Below are 24,348 nucleotides of genomic sequence, written 5' to 3' on the forward strand. Positions count from 1 at the left end.
AGCCGCGGACTCGCGATCACGGCGCCACTCCTGCGAGCGCGGGCTTGAACCCCGCTCGCACGTTCTCGCAGCAGCCGGGACGGCAGACGTCGTACCACGGGCCGAGCTCCGTCATCGACGGGCGCTCCTCGGTCGGCGTGCCGTTCACTCGCTCGAGCACGAGGTCGACCAGCCCGGAGACGTAGACCGGGTCGGTGCCGGGAGTCGCGACCCGGAGCGCGACAAGGCCGTGCTCCTCCGACGTCTCGAGGGCCTCGTTATCGAGGTCCCACATGACCTCCATGTGGTCGGACACGAAGCCCAGCGGCACGATGAGCAACGCGCGCCTGCCCTTCGCGGGCAACTCGGCGATCGCGTCGTTGATGTCGGGCTCGAGCCACGGCTGGGTGGGCGGTCCGGAGCGGGACTGGTAGACGAGCTGCCACGGGACGTCCTCGGGGGTGGCGGCGGCCATGACGACCTCGGCGACCGCGAGGTGCTGCGCCTCGTAGGCGCCGCCCGCGCCGAAGCCGTTCACGTCGACGACGGTGCCGTCGTCGTGGCGCTCGTGCGGTCCGCTGCGCTCGGCGTCGGAGGTGGGGATCGAGTGCGTCGCGAAGAGCACCTCGACCTCGGTGGTGACGTCGAGGTCCGGCATCCGCTCACGCAGCTGGTCGAGCCCGTCGTGCACGGCCTTGACGAACGGCATCACGAAGCCGGGGTGGTCGAAGAACTGGCGCACCTTGTCGATCCGCAGCCGGCCCTCGAGTCCGGTGGCGTCGAGTGCCGCGGCGAAGTCCTCGCGATACTGGCGGCAGGACGAGAAAGAGGAGTAGGCGCTGGTCGCGATCGCGATCAGGTTCGAGAAGCCGCGCTCCTGCGCCTCCGTCACCGCCTCGGTCAGGTAGGGCGCCCAGTTGCGATTGCCCCAGAGCACCGGCAGGTCGATGCCGCGCCGAGCGAGCTCGGCCTCCATCGCCGCCTTGAGCGCGCGGTTCTGCGCATTGATCGGGCTGACGCCGCCGAAGTGGCGGTAGTGGTGGGCGACCTCCTCGAGGCGCTCCTCGGGGATGCCGCGGCCGCGGGTGACGTTGCGCAGGAACGGGATCACGTCGTCCTGGCCCTCGGGCCCGCCGAAGCCGGCGAGGAGGATCGCGTCGTAGGCCACGGGGACCTCGACGTGCTCGGGACCGGAAGCCGCCGCGGGGGTCGCGCCCCGGACGAGGATCTGCGGGTCGCTGGTCGTGTCGCTCATCGGAGTACCTCGGCGATCTGGTCGGCCTCGATGCGCCGGCCGGTGTAGAAGGGGACTTCCTCGCGCACGTGGCGGCGGGCCTCGGTGGCCCGCAGGTCGCGCATGAGATCGACGAGGGTGACGAGCTCCTCGTCCTCGAGGGCGAGGATCCACTCGTAGTCGCCGAGCGAGAACGAGGCGACGGTGTTCGTCAGCACAGAGCGGAACCGGGAGCCCTGGCGCCCGTGCTGGGCGAGCATCGCGCGGCGCTCCTCGTCGGGGAGGATGTACCACTCGTAGGAGCGGACGAAGGGGTAGACGGTCAGCCATCGAGCCGGCGCCTTGCCGCGCATGTAGGCCGGCAAGTGGTTGGCACTGAACTCGGCGTCGCGGTGGACGCCCATCGCGTTCCAGGTGGGGAGGAGTCCGACCAGCAGCTCCGTGCGGCGCAGCTCGCGGTAGCCGCGCTGCAGTTCCTCGGGCGCGGGGCCCGTGAGCCACAGCATGATGTCGGCGTCCGCGCGCAAGGCGGAGACGTCGTAGGTGCCGCGGACGGTGACGCCCCCATCCGCCAACTGGGTGACGAGGTGCTCGTACTGCTTCACGGCCGGCTCGACGGCGTCGCTGGACAGGGTGAACGGACGCGCGGGATCCCTGCGGAGAACCGCCCAGAGCGTGTATCCCAGGGCCTGATCGGAGTGATCCTGATCGGCGGGGGGCTGCGGCGCCGGAGCGACGGCGCTCGTCTCGGGGGCGGACTGAACGGGACCCGCCGTACCGGCGGTCTGATCGGTCATTGACCCATCATCCCTCCGCTCGTGCCGATGCACAAAAGCAGACACGGCTCTGGCGCCGGAGGCCCCGGAGCGCTAACGATCCGGAGCCTCGGGCCGCTCAGTCCTCGGTGATCTGCTTCGCGATGCCCCAGGCGACGAGACCGACCGCGGCCGCCGCGCCGACGGCACCGGCGATCAGCGCCGACGGGTTCCGTCGTCGGACGACCTGGAGCTTGCGCTGGAGAGCGCGCTGGGCCGCACGCACCTTGCGGGGGACGTTGATCCTGTCCTCGATCGCGTCGAGGGTCGCCGCTAGCTCCGAGCGGGCCCGCTCGATGTCGGCCTTCAACTGGCCGGGCTGGAGCTCCGCGGGGTCGACGAAACGGGGCGTACTGCTGCTCACCGCGCGCTCAGTTGTCATAGCTGCCCACTCCCTTGAAGGCCTGGATGTCCTTCTTGATGCTCTCGATCGACTCTTGCGGTACCGGCGGAACGGCCTTCTTGATGGTCCGGACGCCGATCAGGGCCAGGACGACCGCCACCAGCAGGAAGAACACCGTGACGATGAGCGCCGAGAGCCACGCCGGCAGCCAGGAGGCGATGCCGATGATCGCGAACGCGACCAGTGTCGCCCACCCCGTGATGAGGAAGAAGGCCGCGACGGCGAACAGGCCGACGGCCAAGCCGGCGCTCTTGGCCTTGCCCGCGAGCTCGTTCTTGAGCGAGGCGACCTCGGCCTTGACGAGTTCGATCACGAGACCGGGCAGGTCGCCGACCAGCTCCCCCAGTGATCGGGCGTTCTTGGGATTGCGTTCGTTCACCACGGGAGCTCCTCGAGGGTGGGACGTGTCGGCCGGCGTGCGACGGTCGGGGCCGGAGGGATGGGCACTACGCCTTGCTGGTGGAGGACGACGAGGTCGATCCTCCTGAGCCGGCCGATGCCGCAGCCTCGTCGACCTTCGCCGCGGCCTCCCGCGCGGCCGCCGCGGCCTGCGCATCGCTCGCGCCCTGCGCCTTCTTCCCGCCGGAGACGGCCTTGACGACCACCGAGCGCACGACCTCGTACGCCTTGTCGGAGGCGGTGCTCAGCTGGGCCTTCGCCGCGCCGCCGACGGCACCCGCGACGTCCTGCACCGGCTGCGTCTTCCAGACCTTGTTCGCCGCCGAGGCGATCTGCTCGTACCGCTTGCGGCCGGCGCGTGCTCCCAGCACGTACCCGGCTGCGGCTCCTGCCACGAAAAGAATCTTGCCCTTCACGCCTACTCCTCGTCCTGGGTCGCTCTCGCGATCGTCCACGCGGTCGGTGACCACTCGTGCCGGAGCACACCGCGCTCACGCGGATGCCTGGGCCTAAGAGTAGCCGTCGCCGTCCGAGTCTTCGCGCGGGAGTCCCACTCCTTGACGCACTAGGCGGCGCCGGATAAGAGCGGCGGCCTCTGCGGCGTGGGGCAGCACAGACGCCAACCCCGTGCCCGCCATCCAGGTGCCGGTGACGACGACTCCCTCCACCGGGGCGAGCGCCTCGCGGAACGCCTCCAGGTTCGCGCGGCGGCCGAGCGCCGCGGCCGGACGGACGTTCGCCCAGCGCACCCGGGCGGATCCGACGAGGGAGGCCGCGTCGAGGGCGGTCCCGAGGAGGAGGGACGCGTCGCGCAGAGCGATCTCAGCCACCTCGTCGTCGCCACGGCCCTCCAGCGGCGGGCTCTCGCCCGGGCGCCCGTACGAGAGCCGCAGCACGTGACGGCCGGGCGGGAGGGAGGCGGCCAGCCACTCCCACTTCGCCGTCGCGTGGGTGAGCGCCTTGGCGGTCACCTCTCGCGCCGTCGGTGCCACGAGCACCCCGGAGCCGCGCGGCGCGGCATCGAGGCGGGGGTCGTCGACGACGAGCGTCACCAGCTCGACGGAGTCGTGCAGGGCCGAGTCGGGGCTCTCGCCGACCGAGGGCACCACACCGCTCAGGAGGGCGCGCGCGTCGTTCTCGGGAGTCGCGACGATCACCGAGCGGGCCGTCAGAGCGCCATGGTCCAGCGTGAGGACGAAGTGCCCGTCCGAGCCCTCGAGCCGCGCGACCGGCACACCGGTGCGGATCTCGCCCGAGAGGTAGTCGATCCGCTCGACAAGCGCGGCGACGAGGCGGTGCATCCCGCCCTCTATACCGCGGACAGCCACGCCTGCCGGCAGGTTGGCGCGCAGGGCGGCGACGCCTCCCGCGAGCGAGCCCGCGCGGGTGATCGCCCCGTTCAGCCCGGGAGCCGCGAGGTCGACATCGATGTCCTCGGGACGACTCGAGTAGACGCCGGAGACGACCGGCGCGACCAGATCCTCGAGCACGCGGCGGCCCATCCGGGTGCGCACGAGCTCGGCGAGCGAGTGGGCGCGCCCGATGCGCAGGACCGGCATCAGAGTGTCGAGCCAGGCGCGCCACGCGCCGCGGCGCCCGATCGCCCGGACGACGTCGGGCGCGAGCGGCGTGCCGGGGATGCCGAGGACGCCTGCGCCCGGGGACGGGACGGAGCGGCCTCCTGAGAGGTGCAGCCAGGAGCCGTGGGTCCGCGGCTCGACGACCGACTCGACCAGCGGGCGGCCGTCGAGCGTCAGAGCAGCGAGCGCCCTCTCGACGGCGCCTCCGCGGGTGGCGAAGCTCTCGGCGCCCGCGTCGAACGCGACCCCCGCGAGCTCCAGCGGCGACACGGAGCCGCCGACCTGCTCCGCAGCCTCGAGCACGACGACGCGGAGCCCGATGCGGAGGCACTCGGCGGCGGCGGCGAGACCCGCCACTCCGCCGCCGACCACGGCGACGTCGTACTGCGCGGCGTCGAGCCGCCTGTCGACGCTCACGGCCGCCAGTCGTGCACGAACGCGACCAGGCGCGTCAGCACGTCCGGGTCGGTCTCGGGCGGCACGCCGTGGCCGAGGTTGAGCACGTGCGCGGGGGCGCTGAGGCCGCGGCGGAGGACGTCGTCGACGTGGGCAGAGAGCACCTCCCATGGCGCGCTGAGCAGCGCGGGATCGACGTTGCCCTGCACAGGGACGAAGCCGCCCAGGCGGTGGTTGGCCTCGTCGAGCGGGATCCGGTGGTCGATGCCGACGACGTCCGCGCCGATGGCGTGCATGGCGCCGAGCAGCTCGCCCGTGCCCACGCCGAAGTGCACGATGGGCACGTTGCTGCGAGTGCCGCCGTGCTCGAAGGCCAGGTCGCGCACGTGCTCGAGCGCTCGGGCGGAGGCGGGGGCCACGTGGGCCGTGTAGTCGGCGAGCGAGAGCGAGCCCGCCCAGGAGTCGAAGAGCTGCGCGGCGCTCGCTCCGGCGAGCACCTGAGCGCGGAGGAAGCGGCCGGTGACCTCGGCGGTCCACTCCATCAGCTGCGCCCAGGCGCCCGGATCGGCGTGCATCATCGTCCGGGCCCGCAGATGGTCCTTCGAGGGTCCGCCCTCGACCAGGTAGGCGGCCAGGGTGAACGGGGCTCCGGCGAAGCCGATCAGCGGAGTGGCGCCGAGACCCTCGACGGTGCGGCGCACGCCCTCGCGAATGGGCTCGAGGGTCTCGTCGAGCACGGCCGGATCGGTCGCGGCCAGTGCGGCGACGTCGGCCGCGGTGCGCACAGGCGTGTCGAGCACGGGGCCACGGCCCGGGACGATCTCGACGGCCACACCCGCCAGCCGCAGCGGGATGACGATGTCGCTGAAGAAGATGCCGGCGTCCACTCCGTGCCGACGGACCGGCTGGAGCGTGATCTCGCTCGCGAGCGCCGGGTCGAGGCAGGCGTCGAGCATCTTCGTGTCGGTGCGCAGGGCGCGGTACTCGGGGAGGCTGCGGCCGGCCTGGCGCATGAACCAGACGGGAGTCGTGTCCGGCCGCTCCGACCGGTACGCGCGCAGCAGCGCAGAGTCGGCGGTGCGCCCGGAGGAGAGGGGGTGCAGCGGATCGAGTAGGCCGGCGGTGGGGGAGGTCACCGCGGCATTATTCCAGGAGCATCCGTGATTCCTGGCGCATCCGTGCAGTCCTCCCGCGCTACGGCCCCAGGCCCCGACCTCCGCGGGTAGACTGACGCAGTGCTTCTGTGTCTGACGGCGTCGCACAAGAACGCCAGCTTCGATCTCCTCGAGAAGCTCTCCGTCGACTCCTCCGCCGTGGCCTCCGCCCTGTCCGACGGGATCGACTTCGTCTCGGGGGCCGTCGTCGTCGCGACGTGCAACCGTTTCGAGGCCTACCTCGACATCGACGAGCCGCTGACGGCCGCGCAGGCCGTCGCGGTCGAGGCGGCGACCGCCGCCGTGAGCGCCGCGACCGGCATCGAGCAGGAGGAGCTGCGCGGTAGCGTCCACGTCGTCTCCGGAGACCGCGTGGCCGAGCACCTCTTCGCTGTGTCGAGCGGACTCGAGTCGGTCGTCGTCGGCGAGGGCGAGATCGCCGGTCAGGTCCGCCGCTCCCTTGAGGAGGCGCGGCGCCTGGGCACCACCTCGTCCGAGCTCGAGCGGCTGTTCCAGCGCGCCTCTCAGACGTCCCGAGGGATCAAGAACCGCACGGGCCTCGGCAGCGCCGGCCGTTCGATCGTGCGGCTCGCTCTCGATCTCGCCGCGAGCCGCGTGACCGACTGGCGTGCCGCTCGCGTCCTTCTCATCGGCACCGGCAGCTACGCACGCGCCACTGTCGCCGCCCTGCGCGACCGCGGAGTCGCCGACATCGCCGTGCACTCCCCCTCCGGCCGGGCCGAGGGCTTCGCCGCGCGACGCTCGCTGCGACCGATCGAGGGCGCCGATCTGGCGCTCGAGGCCGTATCGGCCGATGTCGTGATCACCTGCACCACCACGCAGGAGCCCGTGCTCGACGCGGCCCTGATCACCGCGGGCCGCCTCCAGGGCTTCTCGCGCGAGCGCCAGCTCGTGATCGACCTCGGCCTCCCCCGCAACGTCGCGGCCGACGTCACGAGCGTCACCGGAGTCGAGCTGCTCGATCTCGAGACCATCAGCCTGCACGCGCCGCTCGAGGTGCTCGACGCCTCCGAGAAGGCGCGGGCCCTCGTCGACAGGGCGGTCCGCAAGTTCTCGGATGTCGCCGATGAGAAAAGCCTCACGCCCGCGGTGGTGGCGCTGCGGGCCTACGTCTTCGACGCGCTCGACGCCGAGATCGAGCGGGCCCGCTCCCGCGGCGACGACGACGGCCGCACCGAGCAGGCGCTCCGCCACCTCGCGGGCGTCCTGTTGCACACCCCGAGCGTCCGCGCCCGCGACTATGCGCGTGCCGGCGCGCAGGAGGCGTACGTGACCGGACTCGAGGCACTCTTCGGTATCACCGTCCCCGCCGAGCCGGCCTCCACCGTCCGTCCGGACTCCGGCGCGGCCACCGCGTGAGCCTGCGGCTGCCGTTCGACGCGGAGCCGCTGCGCACCGCTCCCCTGCTCACCCAGCGCCTCCTGCTGCGCCCCCTGGGCCTCGACGATGCCGATGACCACGCCCACTATCAGGGCGATCCGGAGGCGGTCCGCTCTCTCCGCTGGCCGGTGCGCACTCCCGAGGAGTCGCGCGAGCACCTGCTGCGCCGGCTCCCCTCGACGCGGTTGGCCGCTGACGGCGACGCGGCGGTGCTGGCGATCGTCCGCGCGAGGGGGAGCTCGCCGGCCGGATGATCGGCGACCTGACCCTCGTCGTCGCCTCCGTCGAACAGGCCACGATCGAGATCGGCTGGGTGCTGCATCCGGAGGCGCAGGGGCGCGGCTATGCCGCTGAGGCCTCCGCGGCCCTGCTCGATCTGGCAGTCGACCTGCTCGGGGCCCACCGCGTCGTGGCGCAGCTCGACGCGCGCAACACCGCCTCCGCCCGGCTCTGCGAGCGGCTCGGGATGCGCCTCGAAACGCGCCACCTCGACGAGGAGTTCTGCAAGGGCGAGTGGACGTCGACCCTCGTCGACGCCCTGCTCGCCCGCGAGCGCTGACGCCTTCGCCAGGTGCCGCTCACGCGCGGCGCCCGTTTTAGCGCGTTGGAGGCACCATCACAAAGGGCCTCAGGCCCCGCGCAGCCCGGCCGAGAGGTACGACTCGAGCTGGTCGAGCGCGATCCGCTCCTGCTTCATCGTGTCGCGATCGCGCACCGTCACCGCGTCGTCCTCGAGCGAGTCGAAGTCGACCGTCACGCAGTACGGCGTGCCGATCTCATCCTGGCGGCGGTAGCGGCGGCCGATCGCTCCGGAGTCGTCGAAGTCGACGTTCCACAGCTGGCGGAGCCGATCGGCGACCCGGCGGGCGAGCGGAGAGAGGGCCTCGTTGCGCGAGAGCGGCAGCACCGCCACCTTCACCGGCGCCAAGCGCGGGTCGAGGTGCAGCACCGTGCGCGTCTCGACCTTGCCCTTGGCGTTCGGCGGCAACTCCTGCTCCTCGTACGCGTCGACGAGGAACGCCATCAGAGCCCGGGTGAGGCCGAAGGACGGCTCGATCACGAAAGGCACGTAGCGCTCGTTCTTGTTCTGGTCGAAGAACGAGAGGTCCTTGCCGGAGTGCTCGATGTGCGTCTTGAGGTCGTAGTCGGTGCGGTTCGCGACTCCCATCAGCTCACCCCACTCGCCCGAGGCGAAGCTGAAGCGGTACTCGATGTCGACGGTGCGCTTGGAGTAGTGCGAGAGCTTGTCCTTCGGGTGCTCGAACTGGCGGATGTTCTCCGGGCTGATCCCGAGGTCGACGAACCAGTCCCACGCCAGCTTCATCCAGGTTTCCTGCCACTCCTCGTCCGTGCCGGGCTCGACGAAGAACTCGAGCTCCATCTGCTCGAACTCGCGGGTGCGGAAGATGAAGTTGCCGGGCGTGATCTCGTTGCGGAACGCTTTGCCGATCTGGCCGATGCCGAACGGCGGCTTCTTCCGGGCGCTCTGCAGCACGTTCGCGAAGTTGGTGAAGATGCCCTGCGCGGTCTCCGGTCGCAGGTAGTGCAGACCGGACTCGTCGTCGACGACACCCAGGTAGGTCTTCATCAGGCCGGAGAACTGCTTGATCTCGGTCCACTGGCCGACCTTGTCGGGGTGCTCCGGGTCCGGGATGTCGGCGAGGCCGTTGACCGGCGGGTGGCCGTTGACCTCCTCGTAGGTCTCGAAGAGGTGGTCGGCACGGTAGCGCTTGTGCGTGATCAGCGACTCGGTCAGAGGGTCCGAGAAGACGCCGACATGACCGGAGGCGTTCCAGATCGCGGTCGGCAGGATCACGGCCGAGTCGAGGCCGACCACGTCTCCGCGGCCCTGCACGAACGCCTTCCACCACTGGCGCTTGATGTTCTCCTTGAGCTCCACGCCGAGGGGCCCGTAGTCCCAGGCGGAGCGAGTGCCCCCGTAGATCTCACCCGAGGGGAAGACGAACCCCCTGTGCTGCGCGAGGGTGATGACGGTGTCGAGGGTGGTGGGTTCTGCCACGGGATGCTCCTCAGCTGTTCGGGCGCACGGGGCCCCGGCGCGCGCCGGCTGCGCGCGTCCTTCTGGTGTGCCCCCATGGTAACCGCGGGCGCACCGGCGAGAACGGCGCTCGACGCACCGCGACGGGCATGATGAGCGGATGAGCGCTCTGCCTCCGATCGTCGTCTCGGCGGTCGCCGTCCTCCGCGATCGTCGAGTCCTGATGGTCACCGCGCGGGGACGCGACGTGCTCTACCTCCCGGGCGGCAAGGTTGATCCGGGCGAGAGCGCAGAGGCGGCGGCGGCCCGCGAAGCCCGGGAGGAGCTCGGGGCGGAGGCGGAGGTCCTGTCGGCCCTCTTCACCGTCCGCAGGCAGGCCCACGGCGAGCCTGAGGGGCGGGAGGTGCACATGACGGTGTTCGCCGCCGCGCTCGATCGGGAGCCGCGCCCGAGCGGCGAGATCGACTCCCTGCACTGGGTCACCGGCGAGGATGCGTCTCGGTGCCCGCCCGCCGGCGTCGAGACCCTGGAGCGGCTCCGCGCCCTCGATCTCGTCGACTGACGCCCGCGGCGTCGCGCCCGCTCCAGGGCAGCTAGCCTCGTGGCGTGGAGACGAGACGACGCGCCCGGGACCGGTCGACGCTGGACGGGACGGGTCGGCTCGAACCGGTGCGGCTGGAGGCGGCGGTGCCCATACTCCGCATCTTCTCGGTCGCGAAGGCGGGCGAGTTCTACGTCGACTATCTCGGCTTCGAGGTCGACTGGGAGCACCGCGCTGAGGTCGACGCACCGCTCTACTTGCAGGTCTCGCGCTCGGGCCTGCGCCTGCACCTGAGTGAGCACCACCGCGACGGGAGTCCGGGCGCCGCCGTGCACGTCGCCGTGCGCGGGGTCAGAGAATTGCACGCCGAGCTCGATGCGAAGGCCTACCCCTACCTGAATCCGCGGATCACCCGCACGCCGTTCGGCTTCGCCCTGGACGTCATCGACCCCTTCGGCAACCAGCTGCGCTTCGCCGAGCCGGCCCCGGAGCCGTCCGCGCCGTGACCGCGGGCGGCTCGCCCGCCTGAGCGACATCTGATCAACCGTTCACCGCCTGTCCATGCAGTTCGGGTGCCGATCCCCTACCGTGGGAGGAATGGCTTCACGGGGGACGATCGAGCGGTCGGGGACGACCGGGACGTCGGAGCGCGTGCGCAGAGCGCGGCTCCGCGTCTCCCCGGTCGCGCCTCTGGCCAGTGGCCTCCTCGGTTCGATCGCGATCCTGCTCGGCTCGCTCGGAGTCGGCTACCTGCCCCACGACTCGCCGATCCGCGACTGGCCGCTCATCGCGTCGATCCGTGCCACGGGCTGGCTGACCGAGATGAGCGGCGTCCTCGTGGTCGGCGGCGGTCTCCTCCTGCTGGTTGCTTGGCTCCGACTACGCACGACCGCCCTGGCCGGGGGCCCTGCCGCACTGCGGGCGATCGTGGTCGCCGCTCTCGTCTGGGCAGCGCCGCTCCTCCTGACGGTGCCGCTGTTCAGCCACGACATGTTCTCGTACGTCGCGCAGGGGCGCCTGATGACGCAGGGGATCGATCCGTACACGAACGGAGTCGCCACGCTTCCGGGGTGGTTCGCCCTGGGCGTCGACCCGTTGTGGGCGGACACGCCGACGCCGTACGGCCCTCTCTACCTCCTTATCGAACGCGCCGCTGTCCAGTTCGCCGGCTACGGCTCACCCGAGCTCTCGATCGCCATGCTCCGGGCGGTCTCGGTCGCGGGAGTGGCGGTCGTGAGCGTCTACGCGATCCGTCTGGCGCGGCTCCGAGGCCTCTCGACCTCGCTCACGGCATGGACGGTCGTGGCGAATCCGCTCACGCTCGTGCTGTTCATCGTCGCCGGCCACAACGACGGCGTCATGCTCGCCCTGATCCTGGCCTCTCTCTACTACGCCCAGACCGATCGCCGCATCACCGCGGTGGTACTGATGGCGGGAGCCATCGCGATCAAGCCGGTCGCGATCATCGCGCTTCCTGTGCTGGCTCTGCTGTGGCTGCGCCACGACGCGACGCTGCGGGAGCGGATCCGTGCCTGGGCGTGGTCCGGCCTCGGCGCGCTCGGCCTGGTCGCGGCGATCGGCCTCCTCGCCGGCGTCGGCATGGGCTGGATCGGCGCGATGGTCGTCCCCGGCTCGATCCTGCACTGGTACGCACCGATGTCGTTCGTCTCGGTGGTCACCTCGACCGCCGTTGAGATGACCGGGCACGATCCCGCCGCGGCGATCGCCGCCGTGAAGATCCTGGCCCTCGCCGTCGCCGGCGCGATCGCCGCGGGTCTGATGCTGTCGAAGCGGGCGATCGATCCTCTCGCGCGCCTGTCCGGCGCACTCCTGGCGTTCGTGACGGCGTCGACGGCCATCCACCCCTGGTACGCGCTCTGGATCCTCCCGATCGCAGCGCTCTCGCGTCCCTGGCGGAGCGCCCACGTGCACCTCGCCGTGTACGCCTCGATCTTCCTGATGTGCGTGACCCTGGCCGAACCGGTCGACGGGGGCGGAGGGACGCTCGACCAGATCCCCGCTCGTGTGGCGACGATCGCGGCAATCGCGGTCATCGGGATGTACGTCCTGCTGGGCTACACCGATGAGGAACGCGTCGACACCGGCTCGCTCGTGCATGCGGTGCCGTTCGGGTCCGAAACGCTGAGCCGCATCAGCGGTGGCCGCCTCGGCGGGCCGCAGTTCGCGCGCCCCTCACGCATCACCGAGTAGCGCGCCGCCCCGGCGGATCGCTCAGGAGGCGGAGGGCTCCTCGTCCCGGCCCGGCTGTGTGCGCGTGCGACGATCGATCGCAGCATGCGCGGTGGCGGCAGCGGCGTCCGGCGAGCCGACCGGTCCATCCGGGCCGCCGAGGACGCGGGAGAGAGACGAAAGCCATCCTGAGTCGTCACGGCGGCCCGTGAGCGCAACGTTGAAGAGCGGAAGCTCGCTTCGGGTCGCGTGGATCGCGTAGGACTCGCGGCTGTAGCCGTTGTCGGGCACGACGGGCGCGCGGCGATCCGGCTCGGAGGAGGGCTCTGCGGCGTGCTCGGGGCCGTCTTCGGCGTCGAGCACGCCTCCGTCGGCCTGTGCGGCCTCGACGGGTGCGGAGTCGTCACGCTCGACCGTCTCAAGCGGGGAGGTGTCAGGCTCGGGGGCGTCCAACGCAGGGGCCTCCAGCTCGGGGGCGTCCGACTCAGGGGCGTCCAGCTCAGGGGCGTCCAGCTCGGGGGCGTCCACCGCAGGGACGTCCAGCTCAGCGTCGTCCAACGGGGGCGCATCTCGTCCCTCGTCCACGACGGAATCGTCGGCGGTCTGGTCGTTCAACTCCTCGACGCCCTCGGGCTCCGGAGTCTCGTTACTCACGGCGATCTCGGCGTCGGGAGTCTCCGGCGACTCGTCGTTCCCGTCGACCCACGCCTGTCCGGCCTCGGTGACGCTGCTGTCGATGCGCTCGTCGGCGCGGTGATCCTGATCCACGGGGCGGCCCTCCTGTCTCCGCACCGAGCGGACGGAGCGGACGCCGTGGCTGTCGCGCCTCGTCGCTCAGCCAGGCTACCCCGTGATCAGGGGAGCTCGGATCCGGTGGCGCCCGATCGCGGCACAGGGCGCCAGACGACGAGCTCGGTGCGGCGCTGCGTGCGTGTGCCGTGGCGCAGGGTGACGACGTCGCCCTCGAGTCCTGCGGCGAACACCCTCCGCCCCGGCCGGTTGAGCAGCTCGTCGGCCAGCGCCGTCTCGAGCTCCCGCACGCGCTGTGTGAGCGATTGCACCTGGTTCTCGAGCTGGAGTATCCGGGCGATGCCCTCGAGCGAGACTCCCTCGGAGGACAGCCGTGCCACCTCGCGCAATTGCACGACATCGCGCATGGAATAGCGGCGTGACTTGCCCGCTGTGCGGGTGGGACTGACCAGCCCGAGGCGGTCGTACTGCCGCAGCGTCTGCGGATGCATCCCGGCGAGGTCGGCGGCGACGGCGATCGCGAAGACGGGCGTGTTCTCGTCCATGTCCCCTCCTCTCCGATTGGCCGCGCCGATCCGTTCCCGCCTAGTAGCGGGCCTTCTCCAGGATGTCCTCGCGCGGGTCTTCGTCGGGTTCGGCTGCCGCATAGGCCTCGAGCGCCTCACGGGCGCCCGACGAGAGGTGGCTCGGGACGGCCACGTGGAGCACGGCCAGCAGATCGCCGGTTCCCTTGGATGTCGAGACGCCGCGGCCCTTCACCCGCAGGACGCGGCCGCTGGGGGTGCCGGGAGCGACCCGCAGCTTGACCGGTTCGCCGCCGAGCGTCGGCACCTCGATCGTGGCACCGAAGACGGCCTCGACGAAGGTGACGGGGACGGTGACGCGGAGGTTCTGGCCGTCGCGCTCGAAGACCGGATGCTTGCGCACCGAGACCGTGAGCACCAGGTCGCCCGGCTCGCCGCCGTCTGGGCTCGGGCGTCCCTTGCCGCGGACGCGGATCTTCTGATCGTCGGACACTCCCGCCGGGATGCGTACGGAGAGCGTGCGCCCGTCTCCGGTCTGCAGCTGGACGGTGTCGCCCCGCGTTGCGGTGCGGAAGTCGATGGTGGTGCTGGCCGTGACGTCGGCGCCCTTCTGCGGGCCGCCGAAGCCTCGGTAGCCGCCACTCGGCTGGCCGAAGCGGGCGTTGCCACCACCCCCGAACATGCCGCCGAGGATGTCCTCGAAGCCGGGCGGAGGCCCCTGCTGGGTGCTGTAGGTCGTGCGTCCGCCCTGCCCGAACATGCCGCCGAAGACGTCGTCGAAACCGCCGGCCTGGCCTCCCGCCGTGAACCGGGCGCCGCCGCCCATCGCGCGGATCTGGTCGTACTCTTTGCGCTGGTCCGGGTCGGAGAGGACGGTGTACGCCTCGCTGATCTCCTTGAAGCGCGCTTCGGCCTTCGCATCCCCGGGGTTGGAGTCGGGGTGGAACTGACGGGCGAGCTTGCGGTAGGTCTTCTTGAGGTCCGCCGCGGAGACGTCCTTGGACACGCCGAGGACCTTGTAGAAGTCCTTGTCGAACCAATCCTGGCTGGCCATGTGCCTCTTCCTGTGTCGTATGCGGCGAGGGGCCCCGCCCGGAGCCGGCAGTGCGCTGCCGAGCGGGCGGGGCCCTCCGCGAGTGGTGCTGGTACCGAGGTCAGTCGGCGGGGACCGCCACGACCACCTTGGCGGCCCGCAGCAGCGAGCCTCCGAGGTAGTAGCCCGACTCGACGACGTCCGCGACCGTGGAGGTCTCGGTGCCGGGAGTCGGCTGCTGGAAGATCGCCTCGTGGAGGGTGGGGTCGAACAGGTCGCCGACCGCGCCGGTCTTCACAAGGCCGAGCTTCTCCACTCCGGCGCGCAACTTCTGCGCGATGGCCGTGAAGGGTCCGCCCTCGGCGAGGTCGCCGTGCTTCTCGGCACGGTCGAGGTCGTCGAGCACGGGGAGGATGACCTTGACCGCCTCACCGATCGCCCGCTCCTTGTCGACCTGACGGTTCGACTCGGTGCGCTTGCGGTAGTTCGCATACTCTGCGGTCACCCGCTGGAGGTCGGCGAGGTGCTCGGCCGCGAGGGTCTCGGCGCTGGACTGCCCCGAGAGGAAGGAGAGGTCGGCGTCCGAGAGCGTCGTCTCGACGTCCGGACCCTCGGCCTCGATGAGGCCCTCCGGGTCCTGTGCGTCCTTCGCCGCCTCGGCTCCCGCCTCGTCGCCGGTGGCCGGCTGCTCCTCGGGGAGATCCTGGGGCTCGTTCTCGGCTGCCATGACTACTTGGTGTCCTTCGGCTCGTCCTCGTCGACGACCTCGGCGTCGACGATGTCCTCGTCGTCCTTCTTCTCGCCATCGGCCGGAGCGTCCGAGGGGGCGCTCTGGGCGGCCTGCTCCTGCGAGTAGATGGCCTGGCCGATCTTGGTCTGGGAGGCGTTGAGAGCGTCGAACGCGGTCTTGACGGCCGCCTCGTCGTCTCCGGCCAGCGCGGTCTTCAGCGCGTCGACATCGCCCTGGACCTCGGACGTGACATCCTCGGGCAGTTTGTCCTCGTTGTCCTTGATCAGCTTGTCGATCGAGTAGGCGAGGGTCTCGGCGTTGTTGCGGATCTCGGCCGCCTCACGGCGGGCCTTGTCCTCGGCGGCGTGCTCCTCGGCCTCGCGGACCATGCGGTCGATGTCGTCCTTGGGCAGGGACGAGCCGCCGGTGATCGTCATCGACTGCTCCTTGCCGGTGCCCTTGTCCTTCGCCGAGACGTGCACGATGCCGTTGGCGTCGATGTCGAAGGTGACCTCGACCTGCGGGATGCCGCGGGGGGCCGGAGCGATGCCGGTCAGCTCGAAGGTGCCCAGGTTCTTGTTGTCGCGAGTGAACTCGCGCTCGCCCTGGAAGACCTGGATCGCGACGGACGGCTGGTTGTCGTCGGCCGTGGTGAAGGTCTCGGAGCGCTTGGTCGGGATGGCCGTGTTGCGCTCGATGAGCTTGGTCATGATCCCACCCTTGGTCTCGATGCCCAGCGAGAGGGGGGTCACGTCGATCAGGAGGACGTCCTTGCGTTCGCCCTTGAGGACACCGGCCTGCAGCGCAGCGCCGACCGCGACGACCTCATCCGGGTTGACGCCCTTGTTCGGCTCCTTGCCGCCGGTGAGCTTCTTCACGAGTTCGGCCACGGCCGGCATACGGGTCGAGCCGCCGACGAGGACGACGTGGGCGATGTCCTCGACCTTGACGCCCGCCTCCGCGATCACGTCGGTGAACGGCTTGCGGGTGCGCTCGATCAGGTCGCTGGTGAGCTCCTCGAACTTGGCGCGCGTCAGCGTCTCGTCGAGGTTCGCCGGGCCGTTCTCGGTGAGCGAGAGGTAGGGCAGCTGGATGCTGGTCGACGTGCTGGAGGAGAGCTCCTTCTTCGCCTGCTCCGCGGCTTCCTTGAGGCGCTGACGCGCGATCTTGTCCTTCGAGACGTCGACGCCCGTGGACTCCTTGAAACGCTTGACCAGGTGGTCGACGACGCGCTGGTCCCAGTCGTCGCCGCCGAGGCGGTTGTCGCCGGAGGTCGCGCGGACCTGGATGGTCGAGAAGTCGTCGTCCTTACCCACCTCGAGGAGGGAGACGTCGAAGGTTCCGCCGCCGAGGTCGAAGACGAGGATGAGCTCGTCCTCCTTGCCCTTGTCGAGGCCGTAGGCGAGGGCGGCTGCGGTCGGCTCGTTGATGATGCGCAGGACGTTGAGGCCGGCGATCTCTCCGGCGTCCTTCGTGGCCTGGCGCTCGGCGTCGTTGAAGTAGGCGGGGACGGTGATGACCGCGTCGGTCACCTTGTCGCCCAGGTACTGCTCGGCGTCGCGCTTGAGCTTGCCCAGAATGCGGGCCGAAATCTCCTGCGGGGTGTACTTCTTGTCCTCCACGCCGAAAGTCCAGTCGGTGCCCATGTGGCGCTTGACGGAGGCGATGGTGCGGTCGACGTTGGTGACGGCCTGGCGCTTCGCGGTCTCGCCGACGAGCACCTCGCCGTCCTTGGTGAACGCGACGACCGACGGAGTGGTGCGGAAGCCCTCGGCGTTGGCGATGACAGTGGGCTCGCCCCCCTCGAGGACGGCCACGACAGAGTTGGTGGTTCCCAGGTCGATGCCTACGGCACGGGACATATGCGTTGTTCTCCTTCGCGATCGGCCCTCGCGCGGGCGGCGGGCCGGTCAGTTGACGGGTGGTGCGGAATCCTCTGCAGGACTTGAGTTCCACAGGCTCAAGTTTAACGGCCACCCTCTCGACGTCAAGTCGAGAAGCTAAAAGGTGAGCCGAGTCGGCTCAACTCTCAGCCTCGCGCCGCGGCACTTCCGACCGTTCACCTCCTCCCCCTACGGTGAGCCCATGACGACGCGCACCGGACGCTGGCCCGTCCTGGCCTGGGGCCTGTGGGACTGGGGCGGCTCGGCCTTCAATGCGGTGGTGACGACGTTCGTCTTCACCGTCTACCTGACGAGCGACGGTCTTTTCGGCACACCGAGCGGAGTCTCGGCCGCCCTGGGCTGGTCCCTCGCGGCCGCAGGCATGGTCGTCGCGGTCATCGCCCCGATCTCGGGCCGACGGGCGGACGCGGGCGGGCGCAGACGCTTCTGGCTCGGGATCCACTCCGCCGTCGTGGTGCTGTGCATCCTGCTGATGTTCTTCGTCCGCCCCGATCCCGCCTTCCTCTGGCTGGGGCTGGGGCTGCTCGCCGTGGGCACCGTCTTCTTCGAGTTCGCGAGCGTCAACTACAACGCGATGCTCACCCAGGTCTCGACGCGCGCAAGCATCGGCCGCGTCTCGGGATTCGGCTGGGGAATGGGTTATGTGGGCGGCATCGTCCTGCTGCTCGTCGTGTACTTCGGCTTCATCTCTCCGGAGGTGGGCCTCTTCGGCGTCAGCGGCGAGGACGGGCTCGACGTGCGCGTCTCGATCCTGCTCGCAGGCCTCTGGTTCGCGATCTTCGCCCTCCCGGTGCTGTTCGCGGTGCCCGAGACGCCCGCACGGGTCGGACGGGCGGAGCGGATCGGCCTGCTCGCCTCCTACCGCGCACTCTTCGCTCAGATCGCGACGCTCTGGCGCGAGAGCCGCAGCACGGTCACCTTCCTGATCGCGAGCGCGGTGTTCCGCGACGGGCTGACGGGCGTCTTCACCTTCGGCGGAGTCCTGGCGCAGGGCACGTTCGGCTTCACCGCCGGCGAGGTCATCCTGTTCGCGATCGCCGCGAACGTGGTCGCCGGGGTCGCAACCATCTCGGTCGGCGCGCTCGACGACCGGATCGGCCCCAAAGCCGTCATCGTCACCTCCCTGGTCGGGCTGCTCGTCACCGGCACCGCGGTGTTCGCGCTGCACGACGGCGGCACGACGGTCTTCTGGATCTTCGGGCTGCTACTGTGCCTGTTCGTCGGCCCCGCGCAATCAGCCAGCCGCAGCTACCTCGCCCGGCTCATCCCGGAGGGGCGCGAGGGCGAGATCTTCGGCCTCTACGCCACGACGGGCCGCGCCGCCTCCTTCCTCGCCCCGGCGGCCTTCTCCGCCGCCGTGTCTATCGCCGCCGCCGTGTCGGGCAACGGCGAGGCGAACGTGCAGTACTGGGGCATTCTCGGGCTGGTGGTCGTGCTCGCCGTCGGCCTGGCGCTGCTGCTGCCGGTGCGGCGCCCGCCGTCGGGCGCACCGCTCGCGCAGGACCCGCAGAACGCGCCAGAGCCGCAGCAGACGCCTCCCGCTCGCCTAGAGTGACCGGGTCGCGCCGACGCGGCGTGAAGGAGGATCGGGAATGACGACACGTCCCGTGGACCAGCGGCTGCCCGGCCCCGAGCGGCACACGCAGGAGAACGTTCCCGCGGTGGAGCGCCCCTCCACGACACCCGCGTCGGAGTGGCCGACGGCCGGGACCGCCGTCCCCGCGGCGGCCGCAGACGCCACCGGCGACGAGAGCGCCGCACCCGCGCAGCCCACGTCGGTCCGGGTCCGCAAGAAGCGCCGCGAGTCGCGGAGCACCCGCGCCCGGCGCATCGTGCGACGGATCGGATTCGTCGCGCTCGCCATCGGTCTGCTCGCCGCGCTCGCGGTCGTGATCGTCCTCATCGTCGCTCCGCACGACCTGTTCTGAGGCTGCGCCTCGGAGCCTGCGCCTCGGCGCCTGCATGTCAGGGCCTGCGGGCTCGAAGCCTGCGTTTCAGGTCCTCCGGGCTCTTGGCCCGCCGTTCCGGCCGCGCCGCTCGGGCCGGCCGTTCCGAGGAACGACGAGCGAGCTGCGCGATCAGGTCGCGAGCCAGAACACGATCAGCAGAAGCGTGACCAGGAACCCGGTCAGGAAGTTGAGCGCAAGGAAGCGCTTCCAGCCCGCGTTCGCGCGTTCCGCCTCCGCGTCCGACAGCGATCGATACGGCCAGATGCTCATCGCGTAGGGCAGCGCGAGCAGCGCAGCGAGCGTCCCCGGCCACGGCAGGAGCAGCAGCAGGAGCCCGCTCGCCACGTACGCTGCGATCGCGAAGCGGGTGGTCGCCCTCGCTCCGATCACGGTCGCGATCGAGCCGATGCCGCCCGCACGGTCCGCGAGGATGTCCTGCACCGCCCCGAAGGCGTGGCTGGCGATGCCCCAGAGGAAGAAGGCGACGAGCAGCGCCACGAGCGGGCCGGTCACGGTCGTGCCAGCGAGCGCGATCCCATAGACGGCGGGGCTGACGAAATGGGTCGCCGAGGTCAGCGAGTCGACGAAGGGCCGCTCCTTGAACCTGAGCCCCGGCGCGCTATAGGCGATCACGGCGAACACGCTGATCGCGAGGACCAGCCACGACACCGGCGAGCCGAGCAGGACCAGAGCGGCGAGGAACGGCACGTTCGTGGCGACAGCGGCGATCAGCGTCGCTCTGTGCTCACTGCGGTCGAGGACGGCGCCCTCGACGCCTCCCTTGCGGGGGTTCCGGAGGTCGGACTCGTAGTCGAAGACGTCGTTGATGCCGTACATCGCGAGGTTGTACGGGATGAGGAAGTAGAGGGTGCCAAGCACGAAGGCGACGTCGACCTCGCGCGTGGTCAGCAGGTAGGCCGCCGCGAACGGGTAGGCGGTGTTCACCCAGCTCAGCGGGCGGCTCGAGACGAAGAGCGCGCGCAGCCGGTTCACGCCTCGCTCCGTCGTCGAGCGGGGAGGAGGGTCCACAGGGCGGGGAGGGCGAGAGCCGCGGCGATGGCGTAGGCGAAGTCCTCGATCGGAGCGACGCCGATGCGGATGCCCGAGATCAGCTCGTCGTCGTAGGCGACCAGCAGGCCCACGCCGATCATCACGTTGTCGAACACGGCCGTCATCAGCAGCAGCACGGCGAGCGTGCCGAGCAGAGCGGAGGCGCGCAGGGTGCGTCGGCGCAGGGCGACGAGGAGGAGCACGAGCACCACCGCGAGGAACACGGTGTTGAGCAGGAGATAGGTCATGCGCGCTCCCCCACCCTCCGCTGCGCGCCGCGCCGCGAGAGGAAGCCGTGCACGTCCATCGTCAGGTAGCAGAGGAGGGTGAGGAAGAGGACCTCCTCGATGGGCAGCTCGGGCGCGAGCTGAACGCCGGTCATGTAGGGGGTCTCGCCGCGGAAGAAGACGCCGAGGCCGATGCCCACGAGATCCCAGACCAGGAAGAACGCCACACCGGCCGGCAGCACGATCGCGGCCCGCCGCGCATCCGCCCAGAAGAACAGGCCGAAGCGCCGGTCGAGCACGACCATCCCGGTGATCGAGACAACGAGCGCGAGCAGGTAGAGGATCCCCACGCCTACTCCCCCGCCGCAGCGAGGACGGACGCAGACCCCTCCACGACGCTCGGCGCGACGGGGGCACTCGGCGCCTCGCGCACCGGCAGGGGCTCGGTCGAGACGTCGCCGCGCACGCGCTTGAGCATCACCTCGGCGCTGATGACGCACATCGGCAGTCCGATGCCCGGGATCGTCGAGCTGCCCGCGAAGAATAGACCGTCGACGTGCCGGCTCACGTTGCCGGCGCGGAAGAAGGCGCTCTGTGAGAGCACGTGCGAGGGGCCCAGCATCGAGCCGCGCCAGGCGCCGAGATCGTTCTCGAAATCGGCCGGGCCGATGGTGCGGCGTACGACGATGCGCTCGGCGAGGTCGACCGCGCCGGTCCAGGTCGCGATCTGCTCGATGACGGAATCGGCGATGGCCTCGACGCGCGCATCACCGGCGCCGTCCACTCCGCCGCGGCCGATCGAGGTGTCGGCCGGGATGGGGACGAGCACGAACAGGTTCTCGTGCCCCTCCGGAGCCACGCTCGGGTCAGTCGCACTCGGCCGGCAGACGTAGATCGAGGCGGGATCCGGGACGCTCGGCTGCTCGCCGAAGATCTTCCCGAAGTTCTCGCGCCAGTCCTCGGTGAACAGCAGCGTGTGGTGCTCGAGCTGCGGCAGCTCGCCGCGGACGCCGAGCAGCACCAGGACGGCACTCGGGCCCGGCTCCCGGTTCTCCCAGTACGCCGGCGGGTAGGTGCGCAGCTCCTCGGGCAGGAGCGACTGCTCGGTGGTGAAGAGGTCGGAGGCGTTGACGACGAGGTCGGCCGGGATCCGCTCACTGCCCTCGGGGCCGGCGAACTCGACTCCGACGACCTCGGCGCCGTGGCGGCCGCCGCGCGGCGATCGGGCGGTGAGGATGCGGGTCGCCGGCGAGGAGGTGCGGATGCGCACGCCCGCCTCCTCGGCGACGTCGGCGACGGCCTCGATCAGCGTCGTGAATCCGCCCATCGGGTAGAGCACGCCGTCGGCCAGGTCGAGGTGGCTCATCAGGTGGTACATGCTCGGCGCGCTGAACGGCGACGACCCCAGGAACACGGCGGGGTAGCCGAGGATCTGGCGGAGGCGGTTGTCGGTGACAGCGGTCGCGGCGAAGGTGTCGAGTGGGGTGAGCAGCAGCCGGCCGAGCTTCCCGGTGCGGCTGAGCACGTCGCGGCGCAGCAGCGGGAGGAGAGAGGAGAAGCTGGTGTAGAGGAAGCGGCGCTTGGCGACCTCGTAGGTGTCGCGCGCGGACTCCAGGTAGCGGCGCATCCGCTCGCCCGCACCCGGCTCGATGCTCTCGAACAGGGCCAGGTTCGACTCGAGGTCGGCGAGCACGTCGATCGGCTCGTCCACGCCCTCGCTGTAGACGCGGTAGCCGGGGTCGAGCTTCACCAGGTCGAGGCGCTCTTCGGCGCTCGTGCCCATCAGGCGGAAGAAGTGGTCGAACACCTCGGGCATGAGGTACCACGAGGGGCCGGTGTCGAAGCGGAAGCCCTCGTGCTCCCACGAGCCGGCCCGGCCTCCGACGACCTCGCGGGCCTCGAGGAGCGTCACGTCGTAGCCGTCGCGAGCGAGGAGCGCGGCGGAGGCGAGGCCTCCGATCCCGCCGCCGACGACGACGGCGCGGTGCGGCCCGGCCTTCGAACGGGTCGCCCTGGCCGGTCCGGGGCCCAGCCTCGGCGCAAGGGTAGAGACGGCCGCCCTCGCCGCGAGCGCCGCCTTCGTGGCGGTCGGCACACTGACGCGGGCGCGGAGGAGCTCCTCGGCCGGTGTCGCGCGGATCCGGTCGGCGAGGGCGGCGAAGAGCGAGTGGGCGAGCAGCACCGCTCGGCGGCTCGAGCGCGGCAGCTCCGGCACGATCGCACCGGCGGCCTCGAGATCGGCGTCGAGATCGGCAAGCAGGGCGGCCTTGTCGCGCTCCGAGAAGGCGCGCGGGTCGACTCCCGGGAAGTAACTGCGGCCGAGGCCGTCGACGTCGGCGGCGAGGTCGCGGAGGAAGTTGACCTTCTGGAACGCCGCACCCAGACGACGCGCACCCGCGACCAAGCGGTCCCGGTCCGCCTCCGAGACGAGGCCTGCGTCGGGAGCGGCGAGGAACACGTGCAGGCACATCAGGCCGACGACCTCGGCCGAGCCGTAGACGTAGGCCTCGAACGACTCGGCGGTGTGCTCGCTCTCGCGCAGGTCGGCGCGCATCGACGCGAAGAACGGGCGGGTTAGCTCGCTGCCGAAGCCGGTCGCGCGGGCGGTGCGTGCGAAGGCGTGGATCACGAGATTCGAGCTGTAGCCGGTGGTGAGAGCGCGTTCGGTCTCGGCCTCGAAGGCGTCGAGCGACTCCTCGACGGCGGCGCGGTCGAGCCGCGCCTCCTCGGCCACCCCGTCGACGATCTCATCGGCGACGCGGACCAGGGCGTAAACGTCCTCGACCCGCTCGCGCACGCCCGCGCCGAGGAGGCGGGTCGCCAACCCGAAGGAGGTGGAGTAGCGCCGGATCACCTGCGCGGACGACTCGTGTGCGACGCGGTCGTACAGTTCGCTCTGGCGGCTCATCGTGCCACCGTACGGGGCTGCGGCTGGATGCACGACGCGAGCGCTGTCGAACGGAGGGAGCGGGGGGCGCTCGCGGACATCGCGGCGCTCATCGCGTGCGACCGACCACGCTCGCGACGAGCGGGCGGACCTCGGTGCGGAACGCCTCCGTCACCGCGGGCGACTCGAGGGCGGCCCACGCCCTGTCGGCGAACTCGTCCGCGAGCGCCTCGGCGAAACCGCGGGCCCCGCACTCCTCGAGGATCGCGCGGACCCTCTCGGCGGTGGACGGATCGAGGTGCTCGTCGCCGATCAGCTGCTCGATCTCGGGCCAGCAGTCGGTGCCGGCGGCATGGGCGATCAGGACGGTGCGCTTGCCCTCGCGGAGATCGCCCAGGGTGGTCTTGCCGGTCTGTCCCTCCGAGCCGAAGACGCCGAGCAGGTCGTCGACGATCTGGTACGCGATGCCGATGCAGCGCCCGAACTCTCCCAGCGCCTCCACCGCGGCATCGGAGGCGCCGGCGAGGATCGCGCCGGCCTGCAGCGGCGCCTCGAACGAGTAGACGGCGGTCTTCAGGCGCTCCATCTCGAGTACCTCCTCCACCGAGGGCATCCCCGGCATCAGCGAGAAGTCGACGTCGGCCAGCTCGCCGGCGGCGGAGGCGAAGACGGCCTCGTCGAGCAGGGTCAGCAGGCGCGCGCGCACGCCGTCGGAGGCGCCGACTCCCTCGACCAGGCGGTGGGCACCGGTGAGAGCGAGGTCGCCCGCGATCACGGCGACCGAGGTGCCGCGGTGCTCGGCGATCGGGATGGAGAGGCCTGCGGTGGTGGCCTCGTCGCGGTAGCTGCCCGAGACGTTCGGGCCGCCCCGCCGCACGAAGTCGCGGTCGATCACATCGTCGTGCACGATCAGCGCGGTGTGCAGCAGCTCGAACGCGGCACCGAGGTGGGCGGCCGCCTCAGGATCCTGACCACCGTGGGCCTCGTACGCCGAGATCGCCATCAGCGGGCGGAAGCGCTTGCCTCCCCGGGTATTGGCCTCCAGGGTCTGCCAGAGAGTGAGATAGCGGGGTCCGAGACGCGATGCCCGTGACCTCGCTAAGGAGAAGAAACGGTCCAGGACGGCATCGACGTGCTCCTGTCTCAACCGGGACAGAACCACGGGGTCGCGCGTATCCACGGGGGAAGGCTAACAAAGCACCG

Annotated in this window: 26 protein-coding genes; 8 read left to right on the forward strand and 18 right to left on the reverse strand. The window is 70.9% G+C overall.

The window, feature by feature from the left end; genetic code table 11:
- Window positions 1-16: 16 nt before the first annotated feature.
- The 7 genes from GSU10_RS12920 to hemE all read right to left on the reverse strand — a co-directional run bounded on the left by GSU10_RS12920 (window position 17) and on the right by hemE (window position 5,942).
- Window positions 17-1,234, reverse strand: coding sequence for a ferrochelatase (locus GSU10_RS12920; protein ID WP_132504992.1), 1,218 nt, complete (start codon window positions 1,232-1,234; stop codon window positions 17-19).
- A complete protein-coding gene (gene hemQ / locus GSU10_RS12925; protein ID WP_082845014.1) occupies window positions 1,231-2,010 on the reverse strand; it encodes a hydrogen peroxide-dependent heme synthase in 780 nt (259 codons plus the stop codon). Before hemQ ends, GSU10_RS12920 begins: the two co-directional genes overlap by 4 nt.
- Window positions 2,011-2,107: 97 nt before the next feature.
- On the reverse strand, window positions 2,108-2,410 hold the full coding sequence (locus tag GSU10_RS12930) for a DUF3618 domain-containing protein (RefSeq protein WP_082845015.1): 303 nt from the start codon (window positions 2,408-2,410) through the stop codon (window positions 2,108-2,110).
- A complete protein-coding gene (locus GSU10_RS12935) occupies window positions 2,400-2,810 on the reverse strand; it encodes a phage holin family protein (RefSeq protein ID WP_236713538.1) in 411 nt (136 codons plus the stop codon). Before GSU10_RS12935 ends, GSU10_RS12930 begins: the two co-directional genes overlap by 11 nt.
- Window positions 2,811-2,877: 67 nt before the next feature.
- Window positions 2,878-3,246, reverse strand: a complete 369-nt coding sequence (locus GSU10_RS15345; protein ID WP_068209040.1) for a hypothetical protein — start codon at window positions 3,244-3,246, stop codon at window positions 2,878-2,880.
- Between the two features lie 93 nt (window positions 3,247-3,339).
- A complete protein-coding gene (locus GSU10_RS12945) occupies window positions 3,340-4,827 on the reverse strand; it encodes a protoporphyrinogen/coproporphyrinogen oxidase (RefSeq protein ID WP_082845017.1) in 1,488 nt (495 codons plus the stop codon).
- On the reverse strand, window positions 4,824-5,942 hold the full coding sequence (gene hemE / locus GSU10_RS12950; protein ID WP_068209043.1) for a uroporphyrinogen decarboxylase: 1,119 nt from the start codon (window positions 5,940-5,942) through the stop codon (window positions 4,824-4,826). The genes GSU10_RS12945 and hemE overlap by 4 nt, the downstream gene beginning before the upstream one ends.
- A 99-nt stretch (window positions 5,943-6,041) precedes the next feature.
- Between hemE and GSU10_RS12955 the strand changes: the two genes are divergently transcribed.
- The 3 genes from GSU10_RS12955 to GSU10_RS15535 are packed head-to-tail and all read left to right on the forward strand — an operon-like array spanning window position 6,042 to window position 7,920.
- Window positions 6,042-7,340 carry a glutamyl-tRNA reductase gene (locus GSU10_RS12955; RefSeq protein ID WP_068209045.1) on the forward strand — a complete coding sequence of 433 codons (1,299 nt, stop codon included), beginning with the start codon at window positions 6,042-6,044 and terminating at the stop codon, window positions 7,338-7,340.
- Window positions 7,337-7,615 (forward strand): GNAT family N-acetyltransferase, encoded by a 279-nt coding sequence (locus GSU10_RS15530; protein ID WP_236713539.1) that lies wholly within the window; start codon window positions 7,337-7,339, stop codon window positions 7,613-7,615. Before GSU10_RS12955 ends, GSU10_RS15530 begins: the two co-directional genes overlap by 4 nt.
- Window positions 7,612-7,920 carry a GNAT family N-acetyltransferase gene (locus tag GSU10_RS15535; RefSeq protein WP_236713540.1) on the forward strand — a complete coding sequence of 103 codons (309 nt, stop codon included), beginning with the start codon at window positions 7,612-7,614 and terminating at the stop codon, window positions 7,918-7,920. The genes GSU10_RS15530 and GSU10_RS15535 overlap by 4 nt, the downstream gene beginning before the upstream one ends.
- A 69-nt stretch (window positions 7,921-7,989) precedes the next feature.
- Here the strand turns inward: GSU10_RS15535 and GSU10_RS12965 are convergent, their stop codons facing one another.
- Entirely contained in the window at window positions 7,990-9,381 is a 1,392-nt protein-coding gene (locus GSU10_RS12965; RefSeq protein ID WP_068209047.1) for a glycine--tRNA ligase, read from the reverse strand.
- A gap of 139 nt (window positions 9,382-9,520) precedes the next feature.
- On the opposite strand from GSU10_RS12965, the gene GSU10_RS12970 reads away from it, so the two are divergent.
- From GSU10_RS12970 to mptB, 3 genes are all read left to right on the forward strand, one after another.
- Window positions 9,521-9,922 (forward strand): NUDIX hydrolase, encoded by a 402-nt coding sequence (locus GSU10_RS12970; RefSeq protein ID WP_068209049.1) that lies wholly within the window; start codon window positions 9,521-9,523, stop codon window positions 9,920-9,922.
- Window positions 9,923-9,966: 44 nt separating this feature from the next.
- Window positions 9,967-10,407: a glyoxalase superfamily protein gene (locus tag GSU10_RS12975; RefSeq protein WP_199220860.1), complete on the forward strand. Its 441-nt coding sequence runs from the start codon at window positions 9,967-9,969 to the stop codon at window positions 10,405-10,407.
- A 91-nt stretch (window positions 10,408-10,498) separates the two neighbouring features.
- Entirely contained in the window at window positions 10,499-12,112 is a 1,614-nt protein-coding gene (gene mptB / locus GSU10_RS12980; protein WP_132504994.1) for a polyprenol phosphomannose-dependent alpha 1,6 mannosyltransferase MptB, read from the forward strand.
- A gap of 21 nt (window positions 12,113-12,133) precedes the next feature.
- On the opposite strand, the gene GSU10_RS12985 is transcribed toward mptB, so the two are convergent.
- From GSU10_RS12985 to dnaK, 5 genes are all read right to left on the reverse strand, one after another.
- Complete coding sequence (locus GSU10_RS12985; RefSeq protein ID WP_068209058.1) at window positions 12,134-12,859, reverse strand: prolipoprotein diacylglyceryl transferase; 726 nt, start codon at window positions 12,857-12,859, stop codon at window positions 12,134-12,136.
- An 86-nt stretch (window positions 12,860-12,945) separates the two neighbouring features.
- Entirely contained in the window at window positions 12,946-13,386 is a 441-nt protein-coding gene (locus GSU10_RS12990; protein WP_068209061.1) for a heat shock protein transcriptional repressor HspR, read from the reverse strand.
- Window positions 13,387-13,426: 40 nt separating this feature from the next.
- Window positions 13,427-14,419, reverse strand: a complete 993-nt coding sequence (locus GSU10_RS12995) for a DnaJ C-terminal domain-containing protein (protein WP_068209064.1) — start codon at window positions 14,417-14,419, stop codon at window positions 13,427-13,429.
- Window positions 14,420-14,519: 100 nt separating this feature from the next.
- Window positions 14,520-15,125: a nucleotide exchange factor GrpE gene (locus GSU10_RS13000; protein WP_068209067.1), complete on the reverse strand. Its 606-nt coding sequence runs from the start codon at window positions 15,123-15,125 to the stop codon at window positions 14,520-14,522.
- Between the two features lie 2 nt (window positions 15,126-15,127).
- On the reverse strand, window positions 15,128-16,990 hold the full coding sequence (gene dnaK / locus GSU10_RS13005; RefSeq protein WP_068209070.1) for a molecular chaperone DnaK: 1,863 nt from the start codon (window positions 16,988-16,990) through the stop codon (window positions 15,128-15,130).
- A 223-nt stretch (window positions 16,991-17,213) separates the two neighbouring features.
- Between dnaK and GSU10_RS13010 the strand changes: the two genes are divergently transcribed.
- The gene (locus GSU10_RS13010; protein ID WP_068209095.1) at window positions 17,214-18,587 is read left to right on the forward strand and encodes an MFS transporter; all 1,374 of its coding nucleotides are present in this window, start codon (window positions 17,214-17,216) and stop codon (window positions 18,585-18,587) included.
- Between the two features lie 37 nt (window positions 18,588-18,624).
- Window positions 18,625-18,960 (forward strand): hypothetical protein, encoded by a 336-nt coding sequence (locus tag GSU10_RS13015; RefSeq protein ID WP_068209073.1) that lies wholly within the window; start codon window positions 18,625-18,627, stop codon window positions 18,958-18,960.
- A gap of 150 nt (window positions 18,961-19,110) precedes the next feature.
- Here GSU10_RS13015 and GSU10_RS13020 read toward each other — a convergent pair whose 3' ends face one another.
- The 5 genes from GSU10_RS13020 to GSU10_RS13040 all read right to left on the reverse strand — a co-directional run bounded on the left by GSU10_RS13020 (window position 19,111) and on the right by GSU10_RS13040 (window position 24,325).
- Window positions 19,111-19,974, reverse strand: a complete 864-nt coding sequence (locus GSU10_RS13020) for a prenyltransferase (RefSeq protein WP_068209076.1) — start codon at window positions 19,972-19,974, stop codon at window positions 19,111-19,113.
- Window positions 19,971-20,279: a lycopene cyclase domain-containing protein gene (locus GSU10_RS13025; protein ID WP_068209079.1), complete on the reverse strand. Its 309-nt coding sequence runs from the start codon at window positions 20,277-20,279 to the stop codon at window positions 19,971-19,973. Before GSU10_RS13025 ends, GSU10_RS13020 begins: the two co-directional genes overlap by 4 nt.
- On the reverse strand, window positions 20,276-20,608 hold the full coding sequence (locus GSU10_RS13030) for a lycopene cyclase domain-containing protein (RefSeq protein WP_082845018.1): 333 nt from the start codon (window positions 20,606-20,608) through the stop codon (window positions 20,276-20,278). The genes GSU10_RS13025 and GSU10_RS13030 overlap by 4 nt, the downstream gene beginning before the upstream one ends.
- A gap of 2 nt (window positions 20,609-20,610) precedes the next feature.
- Window positions 20,611-23,166 (reverse strand): phytoene desaturase family protein, encoded by a 2,556-nt coding sequence (crtI, locus tag GSU10_RS13035; protein ID WP_132504996.1) that lies wholly within the window; start codon window positions 23,164-23,166, stop codon window positions 20,611-20,613.
- Between the two features lie 88 nt (window positions 23,167-23,254).
- Window positions 23,255-24,325 carry a polyprenyl synthetase family protein gene (locus tag GSU10_RS13040; protein WP_236713685.1) on the reverse strand — a complete coding sequence of 357 codons (1,071 nt, stop codon included), beginning with the start codon at window positions 24,323-24,325 and terminating at the stop codon, window positions 23,255-23,257.
- Window positions 24,326-24,348 lie beyond the last annotated feature (23 nt).

Source organism: Rathayibacter tanaceti (assembly GCF_009834165.1).
Taxonomy (GTDB): Bacteria; Actinomycetota; Actinomycetes; order Actinomycetales; family Microbacteriaceae; genus Rathayibacter; species Rathayibacter tanaceti.